Annotated in this window: 16 protein-coding genes; 12 read left to right on the top strand and 4 right to left on the bottom strand. The window is 41.7% G+C overall.

Annotation, left to right across the window (positions count from 1 at the left end):
* Positions 1 to 19 precede the first annotated feature (19 nt).
* Positions 20 to 2,134, bottom strand: coding sequence for a phenylacetic acid degradation bifunctional protein PaaZ (paaZ, locus tag FTT99_RS04260; protein WP_180129788.1), 2,115 nt, complete (start codon positions 2,132 to 2,134; stop codon positions 20 to 22).
* A 262-nt stretch (positions 2,135 to 2,396) separates the two neighbouring features.
* Between paaZ and paaA the strand changes: the two genes are divergently transcribed.
* The 12 genes from paaA to FTT99_RS04200 all read left to right on the top strand — a co-directional run bounded on the left by paaA (position 2,397) and on the right by FTT99_RS04200 (position 13,434).
* A complete protein-coding gene (gene paaA, locus FTT99_RS04255; protein WP_111884663.1) occupies positions 2,397 to 3,341 on the top strand; it encodes a 1,2-phenylacetyl-CoA epoxidase subunit PaaA in 945 nt (314 codons plus the stop codon).
* Between the two features lie 37 nt (positions 3,342 to 3,378).
* Positions 3,379 to 3,669 (top strand): 1,2-phenylacetyl-CoA epoxidase subunit PaaB, encoded by a 291-nt coding sequence (gene paaB, locus FTT99_RS04250; RefSeq protein WP_078193737.1) that lies wholly within the window; start codon positions 3,379 to 3,381, stop codon positions 3,667 to 3,669.
* 15 nt (positions 3,670 to 3,684) lie between these two features.
* Positions 3,685 to 4,440, top strand: a complete 756-nt coding sequence (paaC, locus tag FTT99_RS04245) for a 1,2-phenylacetyl-CoA epoxidase subunit PaaC (RefSeq protein WP_078193736.1) — start codon at positions 3,685 to 3,687, stop codon at positions 4,438 to 4,440.
* Positions 4,441 to 4,467: 27 nt separating this feature from the next.
* Positions 4,468 to 4,968, top strand: coding sequence for a 1,2-phenylacetyl-CoA epoxidase subunit PaaD (gene paaD / locus FTT99_RS04240; RefSeq protein ID WP_180023685.1), 501 nt, complete (start codon positions 4,468 to 4,470; stop codon positions 4,966 to 4,968).
* 61 nt (positions 4,969 to 5,029) lie between these two features.
* The gene (paaE, locus tag FTT99_RS04235; protein WP_180035206.1) at positions 5,030 to 6,088 is read left to right on the top strand and encodes a 1,2-phenylacetyl-CoA epoxidase subunit PaaE; all 1,059 of its coding nucleotides are present in this window, start codon (positions 5,030 to 5,032) and stop codon (positions 6,086 to 6,088) included.
* A 25-nt stretch (positions 6,089 to 6,113) separates the two neighbouring features.
* On the top strand, positions 6,114 to 6,884 hold the full coding sequence (locus FTT99_RS04230) for an enoyl-CoA hydratase-related protein (RefSeq protein ID WP_180035256.1): 771 nt from the start codon (positions 6,114 to 6,116) through the stop codon (positions 6,882 to 6,884).
* A complete protein-coding gene (paaG, locus tag FTT99_RS04225; protein ID WP_078193733.1) occupies positions 6,884 to 7,675 on the top strand; it encodes a 2-(1,2-epoxy-1,2-dihydrophenyl)acetyl-CoA isomerase PaaG in 792 nt (263 codons plus the stop codon). Before FTT99_RS04230 ends, paaG begins: the two co-directional genes overlap by 1 nt.
* A gap of 3 nt (positions 7,676 to 7,678) precedes the next feature.
* Positions 7,679 to 9,226, top strand: coding sequence for a 3-hydroxyacyl-CoA dehydrogenase (locus tag FTT99_RS04220; RefSeq protein WP_180129790.1), 1,548 nt, complete (start codon positions 7,679 to 7,681; stop codon positions 9,224 to 9,226).
* 10 nt (positions 9,227 to 9,236) lie between these two features.
* Positions 9,237 to 10,457 carry a 3-oxoadipyl-CoA thiolase gene (gene pcaF, locus FTT99_RS04215; protein ID WP_180129809.1) on the top strand — a complete coding sequence of 407 codons (1,221 nt, stop codon included), beginning with the start codon at positions 9,237 to 9,239 and terminating at the stop codon, positions 10,455 to 10,457.
* A gap of 46 nt (positions 10,458 to 10,503) precedes the next feature.
* Positions 10,504 to 11,796, top strand: a complete 1,293-nt coding sequence (gene paaK / locus FTT99_RS04210) for a phenylacetate--CoA ligase PaaK (protein ID WP_180129792.1) — start codon at positions 10,504 to 10,506, stop codon at positions 11,794 to 11,796.
* A 57-nt stretch (positions 11,797 to 11,853) separates the two neighbouring features.
* Entirely contained in the window at positions 11,854 to 12,795 is a 942-nt protein-coding gene (locus FTT99_RS04205; protein ID WP_180129795.1) for a PaaX family transcriptional regulator C-terminal domain-containing protein, read from the top strand.
* A gap of 39 nt (positions 12,796 to 12,834) precedes the next feature.
* A complete protein-coding gene (locus FTT99_RS04200; protein WP_180161257.1) occupies positions 12,835 to 13,434 on the top strand; it encodes a gamma carbonic anhydrase family protein in 600 nt (199 codons plus the stop codon).
* A 5-nt stretch (positions 13,435 to 13,439) separates the two neighbouring features.
* Here FTT99_RS04200 and FTT99_RS16440 read toward each other — a convergent pair whose 3' ends face one another.
* The 3 genes from FTT99_RS16440 to FTT99_RS04185 all read right to left on the bottom strand — a co-directional run bounded on the left by FTT99_RS16440 (position 13,440) and on the right by FTT99_RS04185 (position 17,817).
* Positions 13,440 to 13,874 carry a cupin domain-containing protein gene (locus FTT99_RS16440; RefSeq protein WP_257229259.1) on the bottom strand — a complete coding sequence of 145 codons (435 nt, stop codon included), beginning with the start codon at positions 13,872 to 13,874 and terminating at the stop codon, positions 13,440 to 13,442.
* 1,376 nt (positions 13,875 to 15,250) lie between these two features.
* A complete protein-coding gene (locus FTT99_RS04190; protein ID WP_180131736.1) occupies positions 15,251 to 16,588 on the bottom strand; it encodes an MFS transporter in 1,338 nt (445 codons plus the stop codon).
* A 203-nt stretch (positions 16,589 to 16,791) separates the two neighbouring features.
* On the bottom strand, positions 16,792 to 17,817 hold the full coding sequence (locus FTT99_RS04185; protein WP_180131739.1) for an enoyl-CoA hydratase/isomerase family protein: 1,026 nt from the start codon (positions 17,815 to 17,817) through the stop codon (positions 16,792 to 16,794).
* Between the last annotated feature and the right edge of the window lie 10 nt (positions 17,818 to 17,827).

Raw genomic sequence — 17,827 nt, 5'->3', positions numbered from 1 at the left:
CTTTTTGGTTGAGTCGAAATTATGCATCACGCTCGACAAGCGTTAAGATGTCATAGGTTGCAACCAATTCACCACGTTGGTTTTTCACTTTAATGTCCCACACCACCACGCCGTGAGGTTTTTGTTCTGAATCACGCAAGGTTTTTGGTGTTTTTTGCTTACAGGTCAGTTCCACTTGAATGGTGTCGCCAATTTTGACGGGCTCTACAAAACGTAAATTATCCATACCGTAATTGGCAATAACAGGGCCTGCTGCGGCATCTACAAATAAACCGGCTGCTGCAGATACAATAAAGTAACCATGCGCAACGCGTTCACCAAACAATGATTCTGCAGCGGCAATTTTATCCATATGTGCATAGAAATAGTCGCCACTCAAACCACCAAAATTAACGATATCTGCTTCGGTAATGGTGCGTCGTGCGGTTAGTAAACGCTCTCCAATACGCAGTTCATCAAATGATTTTTTAAATGGATGAACTCGATCTTCAAAGACTTGTGCACCTGCTGTCCAGCGATGACCAATTTGGGTTAACACATTTGGTGAGCCTTGTAATGCTGTACGTTGCATATAATGTTTGACTGCACGTAAGCCTCCTAATTCTTCACCACCACCCGCACGCCCAGGTCCACCATGGACTAAAAGTGGTAGGGGTGAACCATGACCTGTACTTTCACGTGAACTTTCCGTATCTAGAATATGCAGGCGACCGTGCCATGGTGCAATTTTTGCGACTAAGCTTTCAATATTTTCATCCGCATTGCGTACAATGGATGCCACCAAACTGCCTTCACCTTTTGCAACCAAGGTTGCCAACTCGCTTTCTGTGCTATACGGCATCAGTGTCACCACTGGGCCAAACGCTTCAACCTGATGGACGTACTGTGCATCAAGCGGTTGACGGCAAAGTAAAACTGCAGGTGGATATAAGGCTGATTTTTCATGATATGTACCATTTATAGTGATATCTTGGCGTAAATGGCTGCCAAAAATAATCTCAGCATCTTGTGCCAATATTTCGACTTTTTCTGCAACATCGAGCTTTTGTTTATAGCTCGCCAAAGCACCCATCGTTATGCCTTCTTGGCTTGGATCACCCAATACGACTTTTTTCAGCTTTTCAATTAAACGCTGTTGCACCGTCTCTAATAAAGCCGTAGGGACAAATGCTCGGCGAATCGCGGTACATTTTTGTCCGGCTTTGGTGGTCATTTCACGGAAAATTTCACGGACAAACAAATCAATGCTTTCATCTGAGGCTTGGGTTGTCAGGATGGCACTGTTGACTGAATCGGCTTCCATACTAAATGGAATGGAATAGGCATTTAAATGCGGATGTGCACGTAATTTTTGTCCCGTTGAGGCAGAACCAGTAAATGTCACAGTGTCCTGTTCATTTAAATGCTCAAAGAGATCGTAGGTTTGACCGCAGATCAGCTGTAATGCACCTTCAGGTAAGAAACCACTTTCATGAATGGCCTTCACCACTGCATGGGTCAACTGAGCACCTTCTGTTGCAGGTTTAACAATACACGGCACACCCGCCAATAAAGTCGGTGCAATTTTTTCCAACATGCCCCAAATCGGGAAGTTAAAGGCATTGATATGTACTGCTACGCCGGCTTTGGGACTCAGTAAATGCTTGGCACCAAATGAACCGTGTTTAGACAGTTGAATAAAATCATCTTCAATCCAAACCTTTTCATCGCTCAGCTCACGGCGGACTAAACTTGAATAGGCAAATAATGTGCCGATACCGCCTTCGATATCAATCCACGCATCTTTACGGGTACAGCCCGTTGCTGCGGCAAGCGCATAGTAGTCTTCTTTACGTTCCAATAAGTACTGTGCAATTTGCTTTAATGCATTGGCACGTTGATGAAAGGTCCAATTGGCAACACTTGAACCATGCGTTTTGGCATATTGCACCACGGCTTGAGTGTCAATGCCATGACTACTGACTTGGTAAATGGCTTGACCTGAAATGGCGTGAAATACTGTACGTAAGTCTGCTGATGCAACGTGTTCTTGTCCAAGAACCAATGAACTTAAGCGCAGTAAAGATTCCGATGGCTCATATTTGCCATCCACTGAAATGGTATTGTCTTGTGAATTTTGCTCAAGATCCAACATCGATATAACTCCATTTATGATACGTTGTTAATATTAAATTTATAATATGTGTTTCATAAATTGCATTTAAAAAAACAGATTGTCAATCAAATTCCTTGTTGAAAAAATTATTTTTTAGTATGAAAAAAATATTAATTAAATAAAAACAGTGTCTTATTAATAGGTGTTAAAAATATTTATATGATACCAATAAAAATCAATTGAATTATTTTTTGTATCGTATTAATTTGAATCTAACAACACTTGGGATAAGTGAGACAACATGAACACGCAACAACAAAGATTTGATGACAACATTGTCAATAATGTATCGATTGAGCCAAAGGATTGGATGCCAGACGCTTATCGTAAAACTTTAATTCGCCAAATTGGACAACATGCACATTCTGAAGTGATTGGTATGTTGCCAGAAGGCAATTGGATTACCCGTGCGCCCACCTTAAAACGTAAAGCGGTATTACTAGCCAAAGTACAAGACGAAGCAGGTCACGCGTTATATCTCTATAGCGCAGCTGAGACCTTAGGCGCAGATCGTGACGATATGATGGATAAACTGATTGCAGGTCGCATGAAGTATTCATCAATCTTTAATTATCCAACCTTAAGTTGGGCAGATGTCGCAGCCATTGGTTGGTTGGTCGATGGCGCGGCAATTGTCAATCAGGTTGCTTTGTGCCGTACCTCGTATGGTCCTTATGCACGTGCCATGGTGCGTATTTGTAAAGAAGAAAGTTTCCATCAACGTCAAGGCTTTGAAGCCATGATGCGTTTAGCAGAAGGCACACCTGAACAAAAACAAATGGCGCAAGATGCAGTCAATCGTTTTTGGTGGCCTGCACTTATGATGTTTGGTCCAAGTGATGACAATTCACCGAACAGTGAACAAAGCATGAATTGGAAAATTAAGCTGTTTAGTAATGATGCCTTACGTCAAAAATTCGTGGATAACACCGTGCCACAAGTTTTACAGCTTGGTTTAACTGTGCCAGATCCAGACCTGAAGTGGAATGAAGAGACCGGTCATTATGAGTTTGGTGAAGTGAATTGGACTGAATTCTTTAATGTGATCGCAGGTAAAGGTCCATGCAACCATGAACGTATTGAAGCACGTCGTAAAGCATGGGAAGGCGGCAAATGGGTTCGTGATGCAGCAGCAAGCTATGCCAAAAAACAACAGCAATTCAATGACACGCGCAAAATTGCATAAGCATTTAAGTCATCAATGACATACAGGAAGTTTAATCATGGATAACAAAAACAATTGGTCTTTATACGAAGTCTTCGTACGTAGCAAACAAGGTTTAAGCCATCGACATGTGGGTAGCTTACGCGCACCTGATGATGAAATAGCCTTACAAAATGCGCGTGACGTGTATACCCGTCGCAACGAAGGTATCAGTATTTGGGTGGTCAAATCTGAGTTAATTACTTGTTCGCAACCAGATGAAAAAGCGGAGTTTTTTGAACCACATTTGGATAAGGTTTACCGTCATCCAACCTTTTACAACATTCCACACGGCATTGAGCATATGTAATTGGAGGATCACAGCATGACCAATAAAGTTTTATCCGAATTTCTATTACACATTGGTGACAGCCAACTGATTTTGTCACATCGTTTAGCAGAGTGGTGTGGGCATGCACCTGAACTTGAGCTTGATATCGCACTTGCGAATATTGGCTTGGACTTATTAGGTCAGGCACGTACTGCGCTTTCACTGGCAGGGAGTATTGAAGGTTTAGGACGTGATGAAGATCGTTTAGCGTACTTCCGAACTGAGCGTGAATATCGCAATTTACTGCTCTGTGAACAACCCAATGGCGACTTTGCACAGACCATCGTACGTCAATGGTTAATGGATCATTATCATGCCTTGTTATTTGCCGCGTTAAGCAATAGCAACAATGCCGAACTGTCTGCCTTTGCGATTAAGTCTCTCAAAGAAGTGAAATATCACCAACGTTTTTCAACAGCTTGGATGGAGCGCTTAAGTCTGGGTACGCAAGAAGCACATGACAAAGTGCAACATGGTTTAAATCAATTGTGGCGTTTCACCGAAGAGCTATTTGCACTGACTAACGATGAAAAACAATTGGTAGAAGCCGGCATTGTTCCTGACTTAACAATATTGCCTGCGAAATGGTTAGAACTGATTCAATCGGAATTAACGCGTTTCGAGCTACAACTACCACAAGAGGGAGCCTACCGTAGCGGAGCCAAGCAAGGTTTGCATACTGAACATTTAGGTTATGTCCTTGCCGAGTTGCAATATTTACAACGCAGCTATCCAGAGATGGTGTGGTAATCACAGCGTTCACAGGGAGTGAGTGACATGAACCGAATTCAACACGTTGAGCAGCAATGTTGGGAGATTTTACAACAGGTGTCTGACCCAGAAATTCCGGTGTTATCGGTCTTGGATTTGGGCATGATTCGTGGTGTAGAACTCAATGCAAGCCAAGAGATTGTGGTGCGTTTGACCCCAACTTATAGCGGTTGTCCTGCCACTGATTTACTCAAAGACGAAATCAAAACAGCGTTGTTGGCGCATGACATTCACCCTGTCAAAGTAGTAGTGGATTTATCTGAGGCATGGACCACGGATTGGATGAGTGAATCAGGTAAAGAAAAGCTACGTGAATACGGTATTGCACCACCACAAGGTTCATCTCATCTGTGTGGTACGCATGTGGCGCTGACGGATGGCGTGGCTTGCCCACATTGTGGCAGTGCACATACACAGCTGTTAAGCGAGTTTAGTTCTACTGCATGTAAAGCCTTATACCGCTGCCAAGACTGCTTAGAGCCCTTTGATTACTTTAAATGTATTTAATCTAATGGACATCGATGTGCGCTGAACAGCACAGCAATAAAATAAAAGAAGGATTTTAACAATGAGTCAATTTATTCCCTTAACCATTAAATCAATCCAGCCGCAAACGGAAAATGCCATTTGTATTTCTTTTGCTGTGCAAGATGAACAAACCTCAGCGTTTCAATATCAACCAGGTCAACACCTGACTATTCGCCATCTCACAGAGCAAGGTGAAATTCGTCGTTGCTATTCGATTTGTAGCGATGTGCAAGAAGATATGAGTATTGCCATTAAAAAAATTGATCAAGGTCAATTTTCAACATGGGCAAATGAAAACCTCAAAGCAGGGGATGTGTTAGAGGTGATGCCACCTCAAGGGGTTTTTTTCCAAAAAGCAGCAAAAGTCGGTGGACAACATTATTTAGGCTTTGCTGCAGGCAGTGGAATTACGCCAATTTTATCCATCGTGAAATCAGTGCTGAATCGTCAGCAAGATGCCACATTTACACTGGTTTATGGCAATCGTTCATGGAAACAAACCATGTTTGCTGAACAAATCATGGATCTTAAAGATCGCTTTCATCAGCGTTTGCAATTGGTGAATATTTTTTCACGTGAATTGAATGACAGCGAGATCTTTAACGGTCGTATTGATACTGAAAAGCTCCAGCAGTTGGCCAAAGCCGGTTTGATTCGTACAGATACTGATCACTGCTTTGCCTGTGGTCCAGAAGAGATGATGACGGCCGTTGAGGAAATTTTGCCGACGCTAGGGATTGAGCGCAGCAAGATTCATACAGAACGTTTTAATACAGGTACGACTACAAAAGCATCAGCACAACAAGTTGCGCAACGTAGTGAAGAAAAGGTCAACATTATTTTAGATGGTCGTGAGTTGATCATTGAGGTATCAAAACAAGATGACAGCATCCTCGATGCCGCATTACGTGCAGGTGCAGATTTACCTTATGCCTGTAAAGGTGGGGTGTGTGCCACCTGTAAGTGTAAGGTACTTGAAGGTGAAGTCGAGATGGCCATCAACTACAGTCTTGAAGAGGATGAAGTTGCAAGAGGTTATGTCTTGAGCTGCCAAGCCCGTCCAACCACTGCCAATGTACGCTTAAGTTTTGATGAATAACGCCGTGTGGAATGAAAGTATGGACATGCAATATCTAAAAAGTAGTTCTCCAAAAACCGGTGTGGTGCTCATTGAACTGAATCGCCCTGAAAAACGCAATGCCTTAAACAATGCCACATTGCAAGAGCTCGCGGATTATCTAACAACCTTAGATACAGACCGTGAAGTGCGTGCAGTCGTGATTACAGGTCATTCACAATGCTTTGCTGCAGGTGCGGATTTGAATGAGCTTGCCCAACTTGATGTGGTCAGCATTCAACAGGATCAACGACCACAGTTGTGGAAGCGGATTGATGAGTTTTCAAAGCCTTTAATTATGGCCGTCAACGGTTATGCCTTAGGTGCAGGTTTTGAATTGGCATTGCATGGTGACATTGTGTTGAGTGGTGAAAATGCACAATTTGCTTTACCAGAAATTGGTTTAGGCATGTTGCCCGGGGCAGGTGGAACACAGCGTTTGGCACGTCTCGTCGGTCAGCAACTGTGTATGCGTTGGGCAATGACAGGTGAAATGATCAGCGCCCAGACCGCATTGCAACACGGGATCAGCAGTCAAATTTGCCCAACAGCTTTAACGGTGCAATATGCCGTTGAATTGGCAGAAAAAATTGCCAAGCAAGCACCCCTAGCGATTCGTGTGATTAAACAGTCGCTAAAAAGTATTCATGAAGTGACCCTAAGCCAGGGTTTAAAACTCGAGCGTCAACATTTTGTGTGGTTGGCAGCAACCCAAGATCGTAAGGAAGGCATTCAAGCTTTCTTAGAAAAAAGACAACCCGCATTTAGAGGTGTGTAATGGATTACCAAACAATTATTGTCGAAGAAAAAAATGCAGTCGGTTATTTAACGTTTAATCGTCCAAAGCAACTCAATAGCTTTAATGAAACTATGCACAAAGAAGTCTCAGGAGTTCTCAAAGCATGGGCAAAAAATGCTGAGATTCGTGCAGTGGTGATTTCTGCGGAAGGTCGAGGTTTTTGTGCAGGACAAGATTTAAGTGACCGCGTGGTTGATCCAAATGCCGATGCACCTGATTTAGGCCGCTCGATTGAAATGTATTATAACCCACTGATCAAACTGATTACTGAAATGCCGAAACCAGTGCTGTGTGCAGTGAATGGTGTAGCAGCGGGTGCAGGTGCCAACATTGCTTTGGCGTGTGACATTGTACTGGCTGCAAAATCAGCATCCTTTATTCAAGCCTTTTGTCGTTTAGGTTTAGTTCCAGATTCGGGTGGAACATGGTTTTTGCCACGTTTGGTTGGTCGTGCACAAGCAATGGCTTTGGCTATGCTTGGCGATAAGATTCCTGCTGAGCAAGCACAACAATTGGGCATGATTTGGCAAGTGGTTGAAGACGAAAAACTGAAAGCCGAAGCCAGCAAATTGGCAGAACATTTAGCGACACAACCCACTTATGGTTTGTCATTGATTAAAAAAGCCATTCATGCTGCAGCAGCTAATAGCCTCGATGAGCAATTGATTTTAGAACGTGATTTACAGCGTTTAGCAGGGCGTAGCAGTGACTATCGTGAAGGCGTACAAGCCTTTATGCAAAAACGTACACCACAATATACAGGATGCTAAATCATGGCAGAACTTCATTTACAGCATGCCCCTGTGGCAGTGATTGGTGCCGGTACCATGGGCATCGGCATTGCACAATTGGCGGCCATGCATGGCCATCCGACCCATGTGTATGATGTCGATCCACAACGTGTAGAAAGTGCTTTTGCTGCACTAAAACAGCAATTACAAAAACGTGTAGATGCCGGAAAAATGGCGGCTGATCTCTTGCAACTGACCTTGTCCAATTTAAACGTGGCAGCGGATTTACACGCATTAGCAGACAGCCAACTGATTGTAGAAGCGATTATAGAAAACAAAGACGTTAAACAAAAGCTATTTCAACAGCTTGCTGATATCTGCTCGCCTGAGACGATCTTTGCATCCAATACATCTTCAATCTCGATTACTGCGATTGCTGCCAATATTCCACATCCAGAACGCGTGGTCGGTTTGCATTTCTTTAACCCAGCACCAGTGATGAAGTTAGTGGAAGTGATTGCAGGCTTAAAAACAGACCCAGCAATTTCTGATGCTTTAGTCAGCTTGATGACAGCATGGAAAAAAGTGCCAGTACGTGCAAAATCCACCCCTGGTTTTATCGTCAATCGTATTGCACGTCCTTATTATGCGGAAGGATTTCGTGCCCTGCAGGAAAATGCCACCACACCTGAGCAGCTTGATTTTATCATGCGTGAATGTGGACGCTTTTCGATGGGGCCGTGTGAGCTGACCGATTTAATTGGCCAAGACATTAATTTTTCTGTCACACAGAGTGTCTATGATGCCTTTTTTGATGAACCGCGTTATCGTCCATCCTTAATTCAAAAAGAATTAGTCGATGCAGGCTGTTTCGGTCGAAAAACTCAACAGGGTTTTTATGACTATCGAACAGAACATTCTAAAAAAGTGTATCAACTCCCTGTGATTTACAGTAAATCACCTGAAAAAATTGAGATGGTGGTCAAAGGTGATTGGTCACATTCACAGGGTTTGATCGAGCTATTGCAACAATCTTTACATATTAATCTGCGTATTGAAGCGGCGCCAATGGCTGAAATTCTCATCGGTGATGTGTCTTTACGTTTATCAATGGGGCAATCTGCCGAAATTGATTATGCATCACAAAAAGTGGTGTTGATGGATTGGCATGGCGATTGGTCACAAGCCAAAGCCATTGCAGTTACAGCTTCACCAGCGTGTACAGCGATAGATCAAAAAACGATTGAACAGTTGTTTATCGGTCTAAATATTATTCCGATTTGGTCTCAGGATCATCCAGGATTATATGTACTGCGCACTATTGCCATGTTGGTCAATGAAGGATGCGAGGCCGTTTTACATCAAATTGCGTCTGAACAAGACATTGATGCAGCCATGAAATTTGCTGTGAATTATCCTAAAGGACCATTCCAATGGGCACAAGAATTAGGATACAACATTATTTTACAGACTTTGCAAAATCTGTATCGTATTTATGGTGAAGAGCGTTATCGTCCTAATCTATATTTATTAAAAAAAGCGGCACAAGGACATGTGTCAACGCAGCAGCCATTACGCGCTGCCAGTTAAGGATAAAATGATGCAAGACGTATTTATTTTTGATGGGATTCGTACCCCAATTGGGCGCTATGCCGGTGGTTTAAGTAGTATTCGTACCGATGATTTGGCTGCATTGCCGATTCAGTATTTGAAGCAACAACATCCAAATTTGCCTTGGACGGAGGTCGATGAAGTGATTCTCGGCTGTGCCAACCAAGCGGGTGAAGACAATCGTAACGTGGCACGGATGGCAAGCTTGCTTGCCGGTTTACCTGACAGTGTACCTGCTATTACCGTAAACCGTTTATGTGCTTCAGGTCTTGATGCAGTTGGTCTTGCTTCGCGTGCTATTAAATCAGGTGAAGCGCAGTTTGTCTTGGCAGGTGGTGTGGAAAGCATGTCTCGTGCGCCATTTGTTCAGTCTAAACCGACGAGTGCATTTAGCCGTACACCTGAAATTTTTGATACCACGATTGGTTGGCGTTTTATCAATCCTGCATTTAAAGCCAATTTTGGTGTGGACAGCATGCCAGAAACCGCTGAGAACGTGGCAGAAAAATACAATATCAGCCGTGCCGATCAAGACCAATTTGCCTACAACAGTCAGCAAAAAGTCGCAAAAGCACAGGCTGAAGGTCGCTTTGAGCGTGAGATTCTACCAGTTGAGATTAAAAGCAAAAAAGGTGTAGTGCATGTTGTTCTCGATGAACATCCACGTGCAGAAACCACACTAGAGGCTTTAAATGCACTTAAAGCACCATTTCGTAAAGAAGGAGGTTCGGTCACAGCAGGCAATGCATCAGGTGTCAATGATGGTGCTGCATGTTTACTCTTAGGTAATAATGCCTTTGCTGAGCAGCATGGTTTAACTCCCCAAGTGAAAGTTTTAGGGATTGCAAGTGCTGGTGTAGAAGCGCGTTATATGGGTATTGGGCCTGTACCTGCAGTGCGTAAAGTTTTAGCACAAATGGGCTTAACTTTAGAGCAAATGGATGTGATTGAACTCAATGAAGCCTTTGCAGCACAAGCTTTAGCTGTGATTCGTGAACTGGGTTTAGCGGATGATGATGCACGTATCAATCCAAATGGTGGTGCCATTGCTTTGGGCCATCCACTTGGCATGAGTGGTACACGTTTAGTCCTTACCGCAATGCATCAACTGAAAATTCAACAAGGAAAATATGCGCTGTGCACCATGTGTGTTGGTGTTGGGCAAGGTGTTGCCTTAATACTCGAAAATATCAATTCAGGACGTAATTGATTGACATAAAACAAGCTGTCGCGATGACTGCGTAAGGAGTAAGACAATGAATAAAAATGCAATGGAACACATCGAAACCGCATCTGTAGATGAATTACGTCAACTGCAAGTTGAGCGTTTAAAAAAGACGCTCAATCATGCTTATCATAACAGCACGGTGTATAAGCAAAAGTTTGATGAAGCAGGTGTACATCCGGATGATTTTAAACATCTAGAAGACTTAGCAAAATTCCCTTTTACCACCAAAAAAGATTTACGTGACAATTATCCATTTGGCATGTTTTCGGTGCCTCAAGAGCAAATTGTGCGCGTACATGCTTCATCGGGCACCACAGGTCAACCGACGGTGGTTGGCTATACCCAACATGACATCAATATCTGGTCGGACGTAGTCGCACGATCGCTGCGTGCTGCAGGGCTAAGCAGTAAAGACACCATTCAAGTGTCGTATGGTTATGGTTTATTTACTGGTGGCTTAGGTGCACATTATGGCGTAGAGCGTTTGGGTGCTACTGTCATTCCAATGTCAGGCGGGCAAACAGACAAACAAGCGCAGTTAATTCACGATTTTAAACCAACAGCACTCATGGTGACACCATCGTATTGCTTGAATATCATTGAAGCCCTTGAGAAAAAGTTTGGTTCAGCCAAAGACTGTTCTATTAAAACCGGTGTATTTGGTGCTGAACCTTGGACCAATGAAATGCGTAAAGAAATTGAAACGCGTTTAGGTATTGATGCCTTAGACATTTATGGCTTATCTGAGGTCATGGGTCCTGGGGTGGCAATGGAATGTTTAGAGTCCAAAGATGGCCCAACCATTTGGGAAGATCATTTCTATCCAGAAATTATCAATCCTGAAACAGGCGAAGTGGTGCAAGATGGTGAGCTGGGTGAATTGGTATTCACGACAATTACCAAAGAAGGCATGCCGGTGATTCGTTATCGTACCCGTGACTTGACACGTTTACTGCCAGGCACAGCACGTACCATGCGTCGTATGGATAAAATTGTCGGTCGCAGTGATGACATGATGATTATTCGTGGTGTGAATGTGTTCCCATCGCAAATTGAAGAGCAAATTTTGCAAATTCCACAATTAATTGCCAATTATCAGATTCATATTTGTAAGCAAGGTCACTTGGATACATTGCATATTCGCACTGAAATGCGTCAAGATAGCAGTCCTCAATTGGCGATGCAGCTTGCAAACCAATTAAAATCACAGATTAAAACCATGGTGGGGATTAGTGTGAGTGTTGAAGTGCTGAATGAAGGGAGTTTACCTCGCTCTGAAGGCAAAGCGCAGCGCGTTTTTGATATTCGACAATCCGCTTAAATGAACATGCCTGACGATAAAGGTCGTCAGGCAATTCAATAGGTAAATGAAAACGCAATGAATCCTAAATTAAAACAAATTATTGATGAGTTTATTCAACGTGAAGCGCTCAGTGGGACTTCATTGGTCATGACCATTTTTGGTGATAGCATTTATCACCGTGGAGGTGTCATCAGTCTTGCGAGCTTAATTCAGCTAATGGACGTATTTGGCTTGAATGAACGTTCAGTGCGTACTGCGGTCTTTCGTTTGGTACAAAATGGCTGGCTCAGTTCAGAGAAAATTGGGCGCACCAGTTATTATCGTATTACGGAAAGTAGTCGTCAGCGTTTTATCATGGCTGATCAGAAAATTTATGGCTTTAGTCATAAAGATTGGGATAAAAAGTGGGACTTGGTGCTACTGAGCTCAGTTGAACTTGAAAACAAATTGGTCTTAAAGAAAGAGCTTGAGTGGTTAGGGTTTGCCAATATTGCAACTAATGTCATGGCTTATCCAGGCTGTGATCAACAAAAGCTGCAAAATTTATTACTTAGTCATCAAATGACCGATCAAGTGGTGGTGTTTCGTGCCGAAACCCTAGAACTTTGGCAAGAATCTTATCCTACGATTAAACGTATGGTGGTTGTGAATTGGCCCATTCAAGAATTGCATCAACGCTATGAAAAGTTTATTAGTGATTTCCGTGAGTTTTTCTATTTTGTTGAGCAAGAAGAAGAAATAGATGCTGTCCAAGCCTTTCAAATTCGTATCTTATTGATTCATCAGTTCCGTCGTATTTTACTTAAAGATCCAAATTTACCATTTGACTTGTTACCGACGGACTGGCTGTCGTTAATTGCACGTAATTTAAGTACCAATTTGTATCAGGCGGTATTTATGGCAGGCGATGAGTTTTTCTTAAATGTTGCACGTACGGCTGAAGGCAGTATGCCGCCCGCACACCCACAGTTCTATAAACGTTTTGGTGGTTTAAAACAGCCAGATTTGAGCTATTAAGTTAGCGTCTAATATAAAATTAACAATAAGGATAGAACAATGCCGTGCTATGCCATTGATGGCGTGATTCCTGTGGTCGATCCTCAGGCTTTTGTACACCCAAACGCCGTGTTGATTGGCGATGTGATTATTGAGGCAGGGGTTTATATTGGACCTTTTGCTGCCTTACGTGCCGATTTTGGCCGTATTCATATTCAAAAAAATGCCAATGTACAAGATTCTTGTACCATTCATGGCTTTCCAAACAGTGTGACCTTGGTGGAAGAGTATGGTCATGTTGGTCATGGTGCTATTTTGCATGGCTGTGTGGTACGCAAGAATGCCCTCATTGGCATGAATAGTGTGATTCTCGATGAAGCTGTGATTGGGGAAAATGTGATTATAGGTGCCAACAGTACAGTTAAGGCAAAAGCAGAGATTCCTAATAATATGCTGGTATTGGGCAGTCCTGCACGGGTGGTGAGAGCCTTAACCGATCAAGAAATTGCTTGGAAACGTCATGGTACGGCGCAGTACATTGAGTTAACCGAGCGTTGTCTCAACAGTATGCAAGAAGTGAAGCCATTACCCCATGACACATCAGAACGTTTAACTTATCAAATTTTTCAGGCAGATCATGTCTTAAAGCAACAGATTTAAGCTTTTCACATATTTAATTCAGCTGTCCAAACGTCTCTAGCATGTTGCAAATGTGCGCTTTTGATATACAGCGTTGCACCTAATTCGGTAGCGTTTAGATCAATATCATAATCTGAAGGGAAGCGCATCCAGGTTGTTCCCATAGGATATACATGGTGTGCTGAACTAAGCGCACCTGTAAGTATAAAAATTTCAATGCCGTGTTCAGCACTTTTAGCCATGCATTGATGGGGTTTTAATTTTTCCAAAAAAGTCTGTTCAACATTTGATTTAAATAAGGAGCAGATTTCTCGGCCTTGCTGAATGCGCCAATGCTTTGGGCCATGAGTATTGATGCGTGTTGGAGTCACTTCATGTTCTGTCATTTGCATGAGTTTGACAAAAATTTGGCAGCCCATTTCGCTTGATACACGATGGGTAGATTGATGTGGATTACGCATATACCATCCTACAAGATAGTGTTGATCCTCATTTTCAGTAAATGTTCCATAAGACCAAAACCTCTTCACAAAGGGGGGGCGTATGTTAAGTGAATTGAGCCTTTGGCGAAAATTCAATCACACTGGTTGCGCGCGCTTTTTCTGCACCAATTCGGTCAAGCATCATACCATTGACTTCACCGCATGGAGATTTGACCCATTAGTATTTTTGCGGAGTGATGATAATTAGTTTTGAAAAGTCAGCATGAAGATGCATCACACAGTACACGTTTAATAATTTATAGAGAAAATAAGTGTAACTTTTTCAACAACACTATACGAGTTTAAACACCATGTCAGTAGTTGAATTATCAAGTGAATTGCAGTGCAACGGACTGAAATGAGAAGGAGGGATGTCGGTTGCATGTAAAGGTGGGGAGGCAGGTCCGAGTGATCACAAGGGGCTCAGTACAAGGAGATACTAAGACAATTCATGGTTCAATTTAGCGGTTCAAAAGTATCCTTACACCGCGTAGCAAGATCAGCATTGTAATTATCTATAAACAAAATACCTGTTGCTACTTTATTAACTACTCCACAGCGCCCAAAATTTTATAATTTCAAGCCCAAGACGGAATTTCGTACGAGAAGATTGCGACTTACATAGTCATGATGTGATATGGACTTACGTTAATTTGCTTTAAAAAGCATATAGTTGCTCGGACTTTTTGGTGATTTTAAAGATCACTCTTATTTACTTTTCAGTCGATGTTACAGTAAAAATTAGACTAAGCATCATTGGTTTGCCATGGTTATATACATGGGCTCTTTGTGTTTCTTAGGAATTGATCAAGATGCCAAATATGTGTCAAAGCATATTTTAAAATGTTATCAAATTTTTCAAATATGCTGGGAGGATTGCTTGGCGTTAATATGACGCATAACAAGATGACTCTAGGAAAATAGGGTCATTTTTCGATGTACTATAGTAAATCCTAAGAAAAACGTCATGTGACAATTTTTTGGAATCAAAGCATTAAACAAGTGATCAATGTGAGAAAATAAGAATAGTTTTTTTGTCCCAATTAAAGAATCAGAGAATTACGTAAGCCAGACAATAGGTCAGTATCATGTTTAGGTTTGCATAATACTTTATTTAACATAATATACATTATACGAAATGCTTCAACTTTATTTACTAAGATGATGATTCACAGCTCTTGCACATAAACCGTATTCAAATTGCTATGATCCTAAGCTACGTTAAAAATAAATTTGTCCTGACACAATCCTTAGACAAGAAAAAGCCATAACAATTGTTGCTATGGCTGTTCACATGTATTTCTATATTGAAATTCTATATTTTAAATCAATCAATTGTTTTCCTGATTGTTGATTTAGGAAGATTTGATTTCCTCACTGCTAAATGCATTTGCCTTTCGCTCTATTTGATCCGGCTTTAAGAATGATGATACAATAATCGCAATCACTGCAAAGCCTGAAATATAGGCAATAATTAAATTAGGGCTTCCATCACCAATACTCAGCAATTTCGTCGCGATTAATGGTGCTAAACCACCACCTAGCACGCCTGCAAATTGAACTGAGATTGAAATACCGCTATAGCGTATTTCTGCTGGAAATTGGCGTGAAAATAACTGTGACTGCGGCGCATACATCAAAGGAAAAACCCCACCAATACCAATCACAATGGCCGTCCAAACCAATACTGGATCTTTAGTATTTAACATCGCAAAAAATGGATAGCTGTATAAAGCCAGGACGCATAAACCAAATCTAAACATGTTTTTTTGCCCAACTTTATCAGACAAATGTCCAAAAATTGGCGTAATAACCATGATGACTGCAGCACCACAAATCGTTGCAAACAAGATATCTTGCCTAGGAATATTTAGCTGTGTGGTGGTATAGGCTAAAGCAAATGTCGATGCCAAATAGAACCAAGCATTTTCAGCAGCTCGAGATAAAATAATCGTAATCAACTGCTTAGGATGATTTTTAAACACTTGTTTTGCTGGAACTTTAATTGATTTGGTTTGAGCTTTAACTTTTTCAAAGTCTGGTGATTCAGGCACTTTTACACGAATATACCAACCTACAGCCAGTAAAATAATGCTGGCTAAAAATGGTAGACGCCAACCCCAGCTAAATAACGCTTCTTCAGGTAACATTGAGACTAAGCCTAAAGCTACCGAAGCGAGCAATAAACCACCACCTGTACTGGCTTGCGGTAAACTTCCCCAAAAGCCTTTTTTACCCGCTGGCGCATGCTCTACCGCCATGAGGACTGCTCCGCCCCATTCTCCACCCATGGCCATGCCCTGTATAAATCTTAAAATAATTAAACAGACCGTTGCCCAATAACCAATGGTTTCGAAAGTCGGTAACAACCCAATCATCACCGTTGGAATACCCATCAACATTAATGTGACCAATAACATTGATTTACGACCGATTTTATCGCCAAAATGACCAAAAACAATTCCACCAAGTGGTCGACCAATAAAGCCTACAGCATAAGTGGCAAATGCTGCCAATACGCCAGTTAATGGATCAAGATTTGGGAAAAAAAGTCGATTGAAAATGAGTGCTGCGGCAGCACCATAGATAAAAAAGTCATACCATTCGATGGTTGTACCCACCATGCTGGAAATACCCGCTAAACGATGCGAGGACTTAGCTGGTGGAGCTGTGTTTCCCTGTACATTTTGCATTGTTATCTTCCTTATTCTGCAAGATATTTCTATGTTGCATTTTCACGATGCTTGATTTGTGTGATGATTTTCTTCATGAAAATCAATATTTTTAGATCTTATATGTGTTTAATTTACGCTGAGTCACTTCTTCATATCTAATAACAAATTGAATATGAATATTGACCAAGGGTTTGAACCGTTAAAGTTTTTTAAATCACTGATTAAATAGATATTTCCTCCAATATTTTGTCTAAAGTCGGACTAGACTGTTGCCACTTTGGCTGTTTGTCTTTATCCACAATTAATGCGCGCACACCTTCAACAATATCCCCATGTTGAAACCAAACATCTTGCAAATGTCGTTCAATTTGCATGCATTGCTTTAGTGAAAGCCCACGACCTAAATGCTGGAGTTGTAAACTGATCCTTTTCGCGATTGGAGATCGTTGTTCCAATGTATTCCGTATTTTTAACGCCCACACTTGAGCATCATTATGCTGTTCATTTTCAAGACTATTTTCAATGGCATCAATGCTCTCAAAACCAAAATGCTTACGAATTAAATCTGCATTTTGACTAAGTTCACTTTCCGCTGGTCGAGTAATATATTTCGCAATCAATTGTTCAATATTTTCCTTGCTTAGTTGCTTGGAATTTCTTAATTCTTCTTCTAATTGAACAAGTTGCTCACTCGGAACATGGTAGTCAATCAAATCTAGATACAACGCATCGCTGGCACTGATTTGATCGCCTGTAGTTGCCATGTACACACCAATATCATCTAAACGTGATAAAAAGTGTGTCGCAGCCACATCTGGGAAAAATCCAATGGCAGTTTCAGGCATGGCAAATCTAGATTTTTCGCTGCTGATAAGCACATGACATGCTTGGGCCAAGCCAAATCCACCGCCAAGTACATAGCCATCAAGTATGACAATAATGGGTTTTTCATACGCACGAATGGTATTCAGCATTTCATACTCAGCTTGAAAATAAGCTTGATGATCTTCTTTACCATTCATATAACTATCATAGAGATAACGAATATCGCCACCTGCACAAAATGCTTTGGGACTATTTGAGCGAATAAGTACAGCATGAATATTAGTTTGATCAGCCCATAGTGCTAATTGCTGTTGAATCCCTTGAATCATTTCCAAAGACAAGGCATTTAAACTTGCCACGCGATCTAAACTGATTTGGCCTAAATGTCCATGTTCTTCAATCATTAAGTTATTTGTACTCATATCCATATCA

The sequence above is a fragment of the Acinetobacter sp. YH12040 genome (genome assembly GCF_013420005.1).
GTDB lineage: Bacteria > Pseudomonadota > Gammaproteobacteria > Pseudomonadales > Moraxellaceae > Acinetobacter > Acinetobacter amyesii.
Note: the sequence above shows the minus strand (reverse complement) of the source record. Positions and strands in the feature narration are given on the sequence as shown.

Bases quoted from the DNA above. Each gene is read 5' to 3' on its own strand.
- paaZ (WP_180129788.1), bottom strand. From the start codon at position 2,134: ATGTTGGATCTTGAGCAAAATTCACAAGACAATACCATTTCAGTGGAT.
- paaA (WP_111884663.1), top strand. From the start codon at position 2,397: ATGAACACGCAACAACAAAGATTTGATGACAACATTGTCAATAATGTA.
- paaB (WP_078193737.1), top strand. From the start codon at position 3,379: ATGGATAACAAAAACAATTGGTCTTTATACGAAGTCTTCGTACGTAGC.
- paaC (WP_078193736.1), top strand. From the start codon at position 3,685: ATGACCAATAAAGTTTTATCCGAATTTCTATTACACATTGGTGACAGC.
- paaD (WP_180023685.1), top strand. From the start codon at position 4,468: ATGAACCGAATTCAACACGTTGAGCAGCAATGTTGGGAGATTTTACAA.
- paaE (WP_180035206.1), top strand. From the start codon at position 5,030: ATGAGTCAATTTATTCCCTTAACCATTAAATCAATCCAGCCGCAAACG.
- FTT99_RS04230 (WP_180035256.1), top strand. From the start codon at position 6,114: ATGCAATATCTAAAAAGTAGTTCTCCAAAAACCGGTGTGGTGCTCATT.
- paaG (WP_078193733.1), top strand. From the start codon at position 6,884: ATGGATTACCAAACAATTATTGTCGAAGAAAAAAATGCAGTCGGTTAT.
- FTT99_RS04220 (WP_180129790.1), top strand. From the start codon at position 7,679: ATGGCAGAACTTCATTTACAGCATGCCCCTGTGGCAGTGATTGGTGCC.
- pcaF (WP_180129809.1), top strand. From the start codon at position 9,237: ATGCAAGACGTATTTATTTTTGATGGGATTCGTACCCCAATTGGGCGC.
- paaK (WP_180129792.1), top strand. From the start codon at position 10,504: ATGAATAAAAATGCAATGGAACACATCGAAACCGCATCTGTAGATGAA.
- FTT99_RS04205 (WP_180129795.1), top strand. From the start codon at position 11,854: ATGAATCCTAAATTAAAACAAATTATTGATGAGTTTATTCAACGTGAA.
- FTT99_RS04200 (WP_180161257.1), top strand. From the start codon at position 12,835: ATGCCGTGCTATGCCATTGATGGCGTGATTCCTGTGGTCGATCCTCAG.
- FTT99_RS16440 (WP_257229259.1), bottom strand. From the start codon at position 13,874: ATGCGTAATCCACATCAATCTACCCATCGTGTATCAAGCGAAATGGGC.
- FTT99_RS04190 (WP_180131736.1), bottom strand. From the start codon at position 16,588: ATGCAAAATGTACAGGGAAACACAGCTCCACCAGCTAAGTCCTCGCAT.
- FTT99_RS04185 (WP_180131739.1), bottom strand. From the start codon at position 17,817: ATGAGTACAAATAACTTAATGATTGAAGAACATGGACATTTAGGCCAA.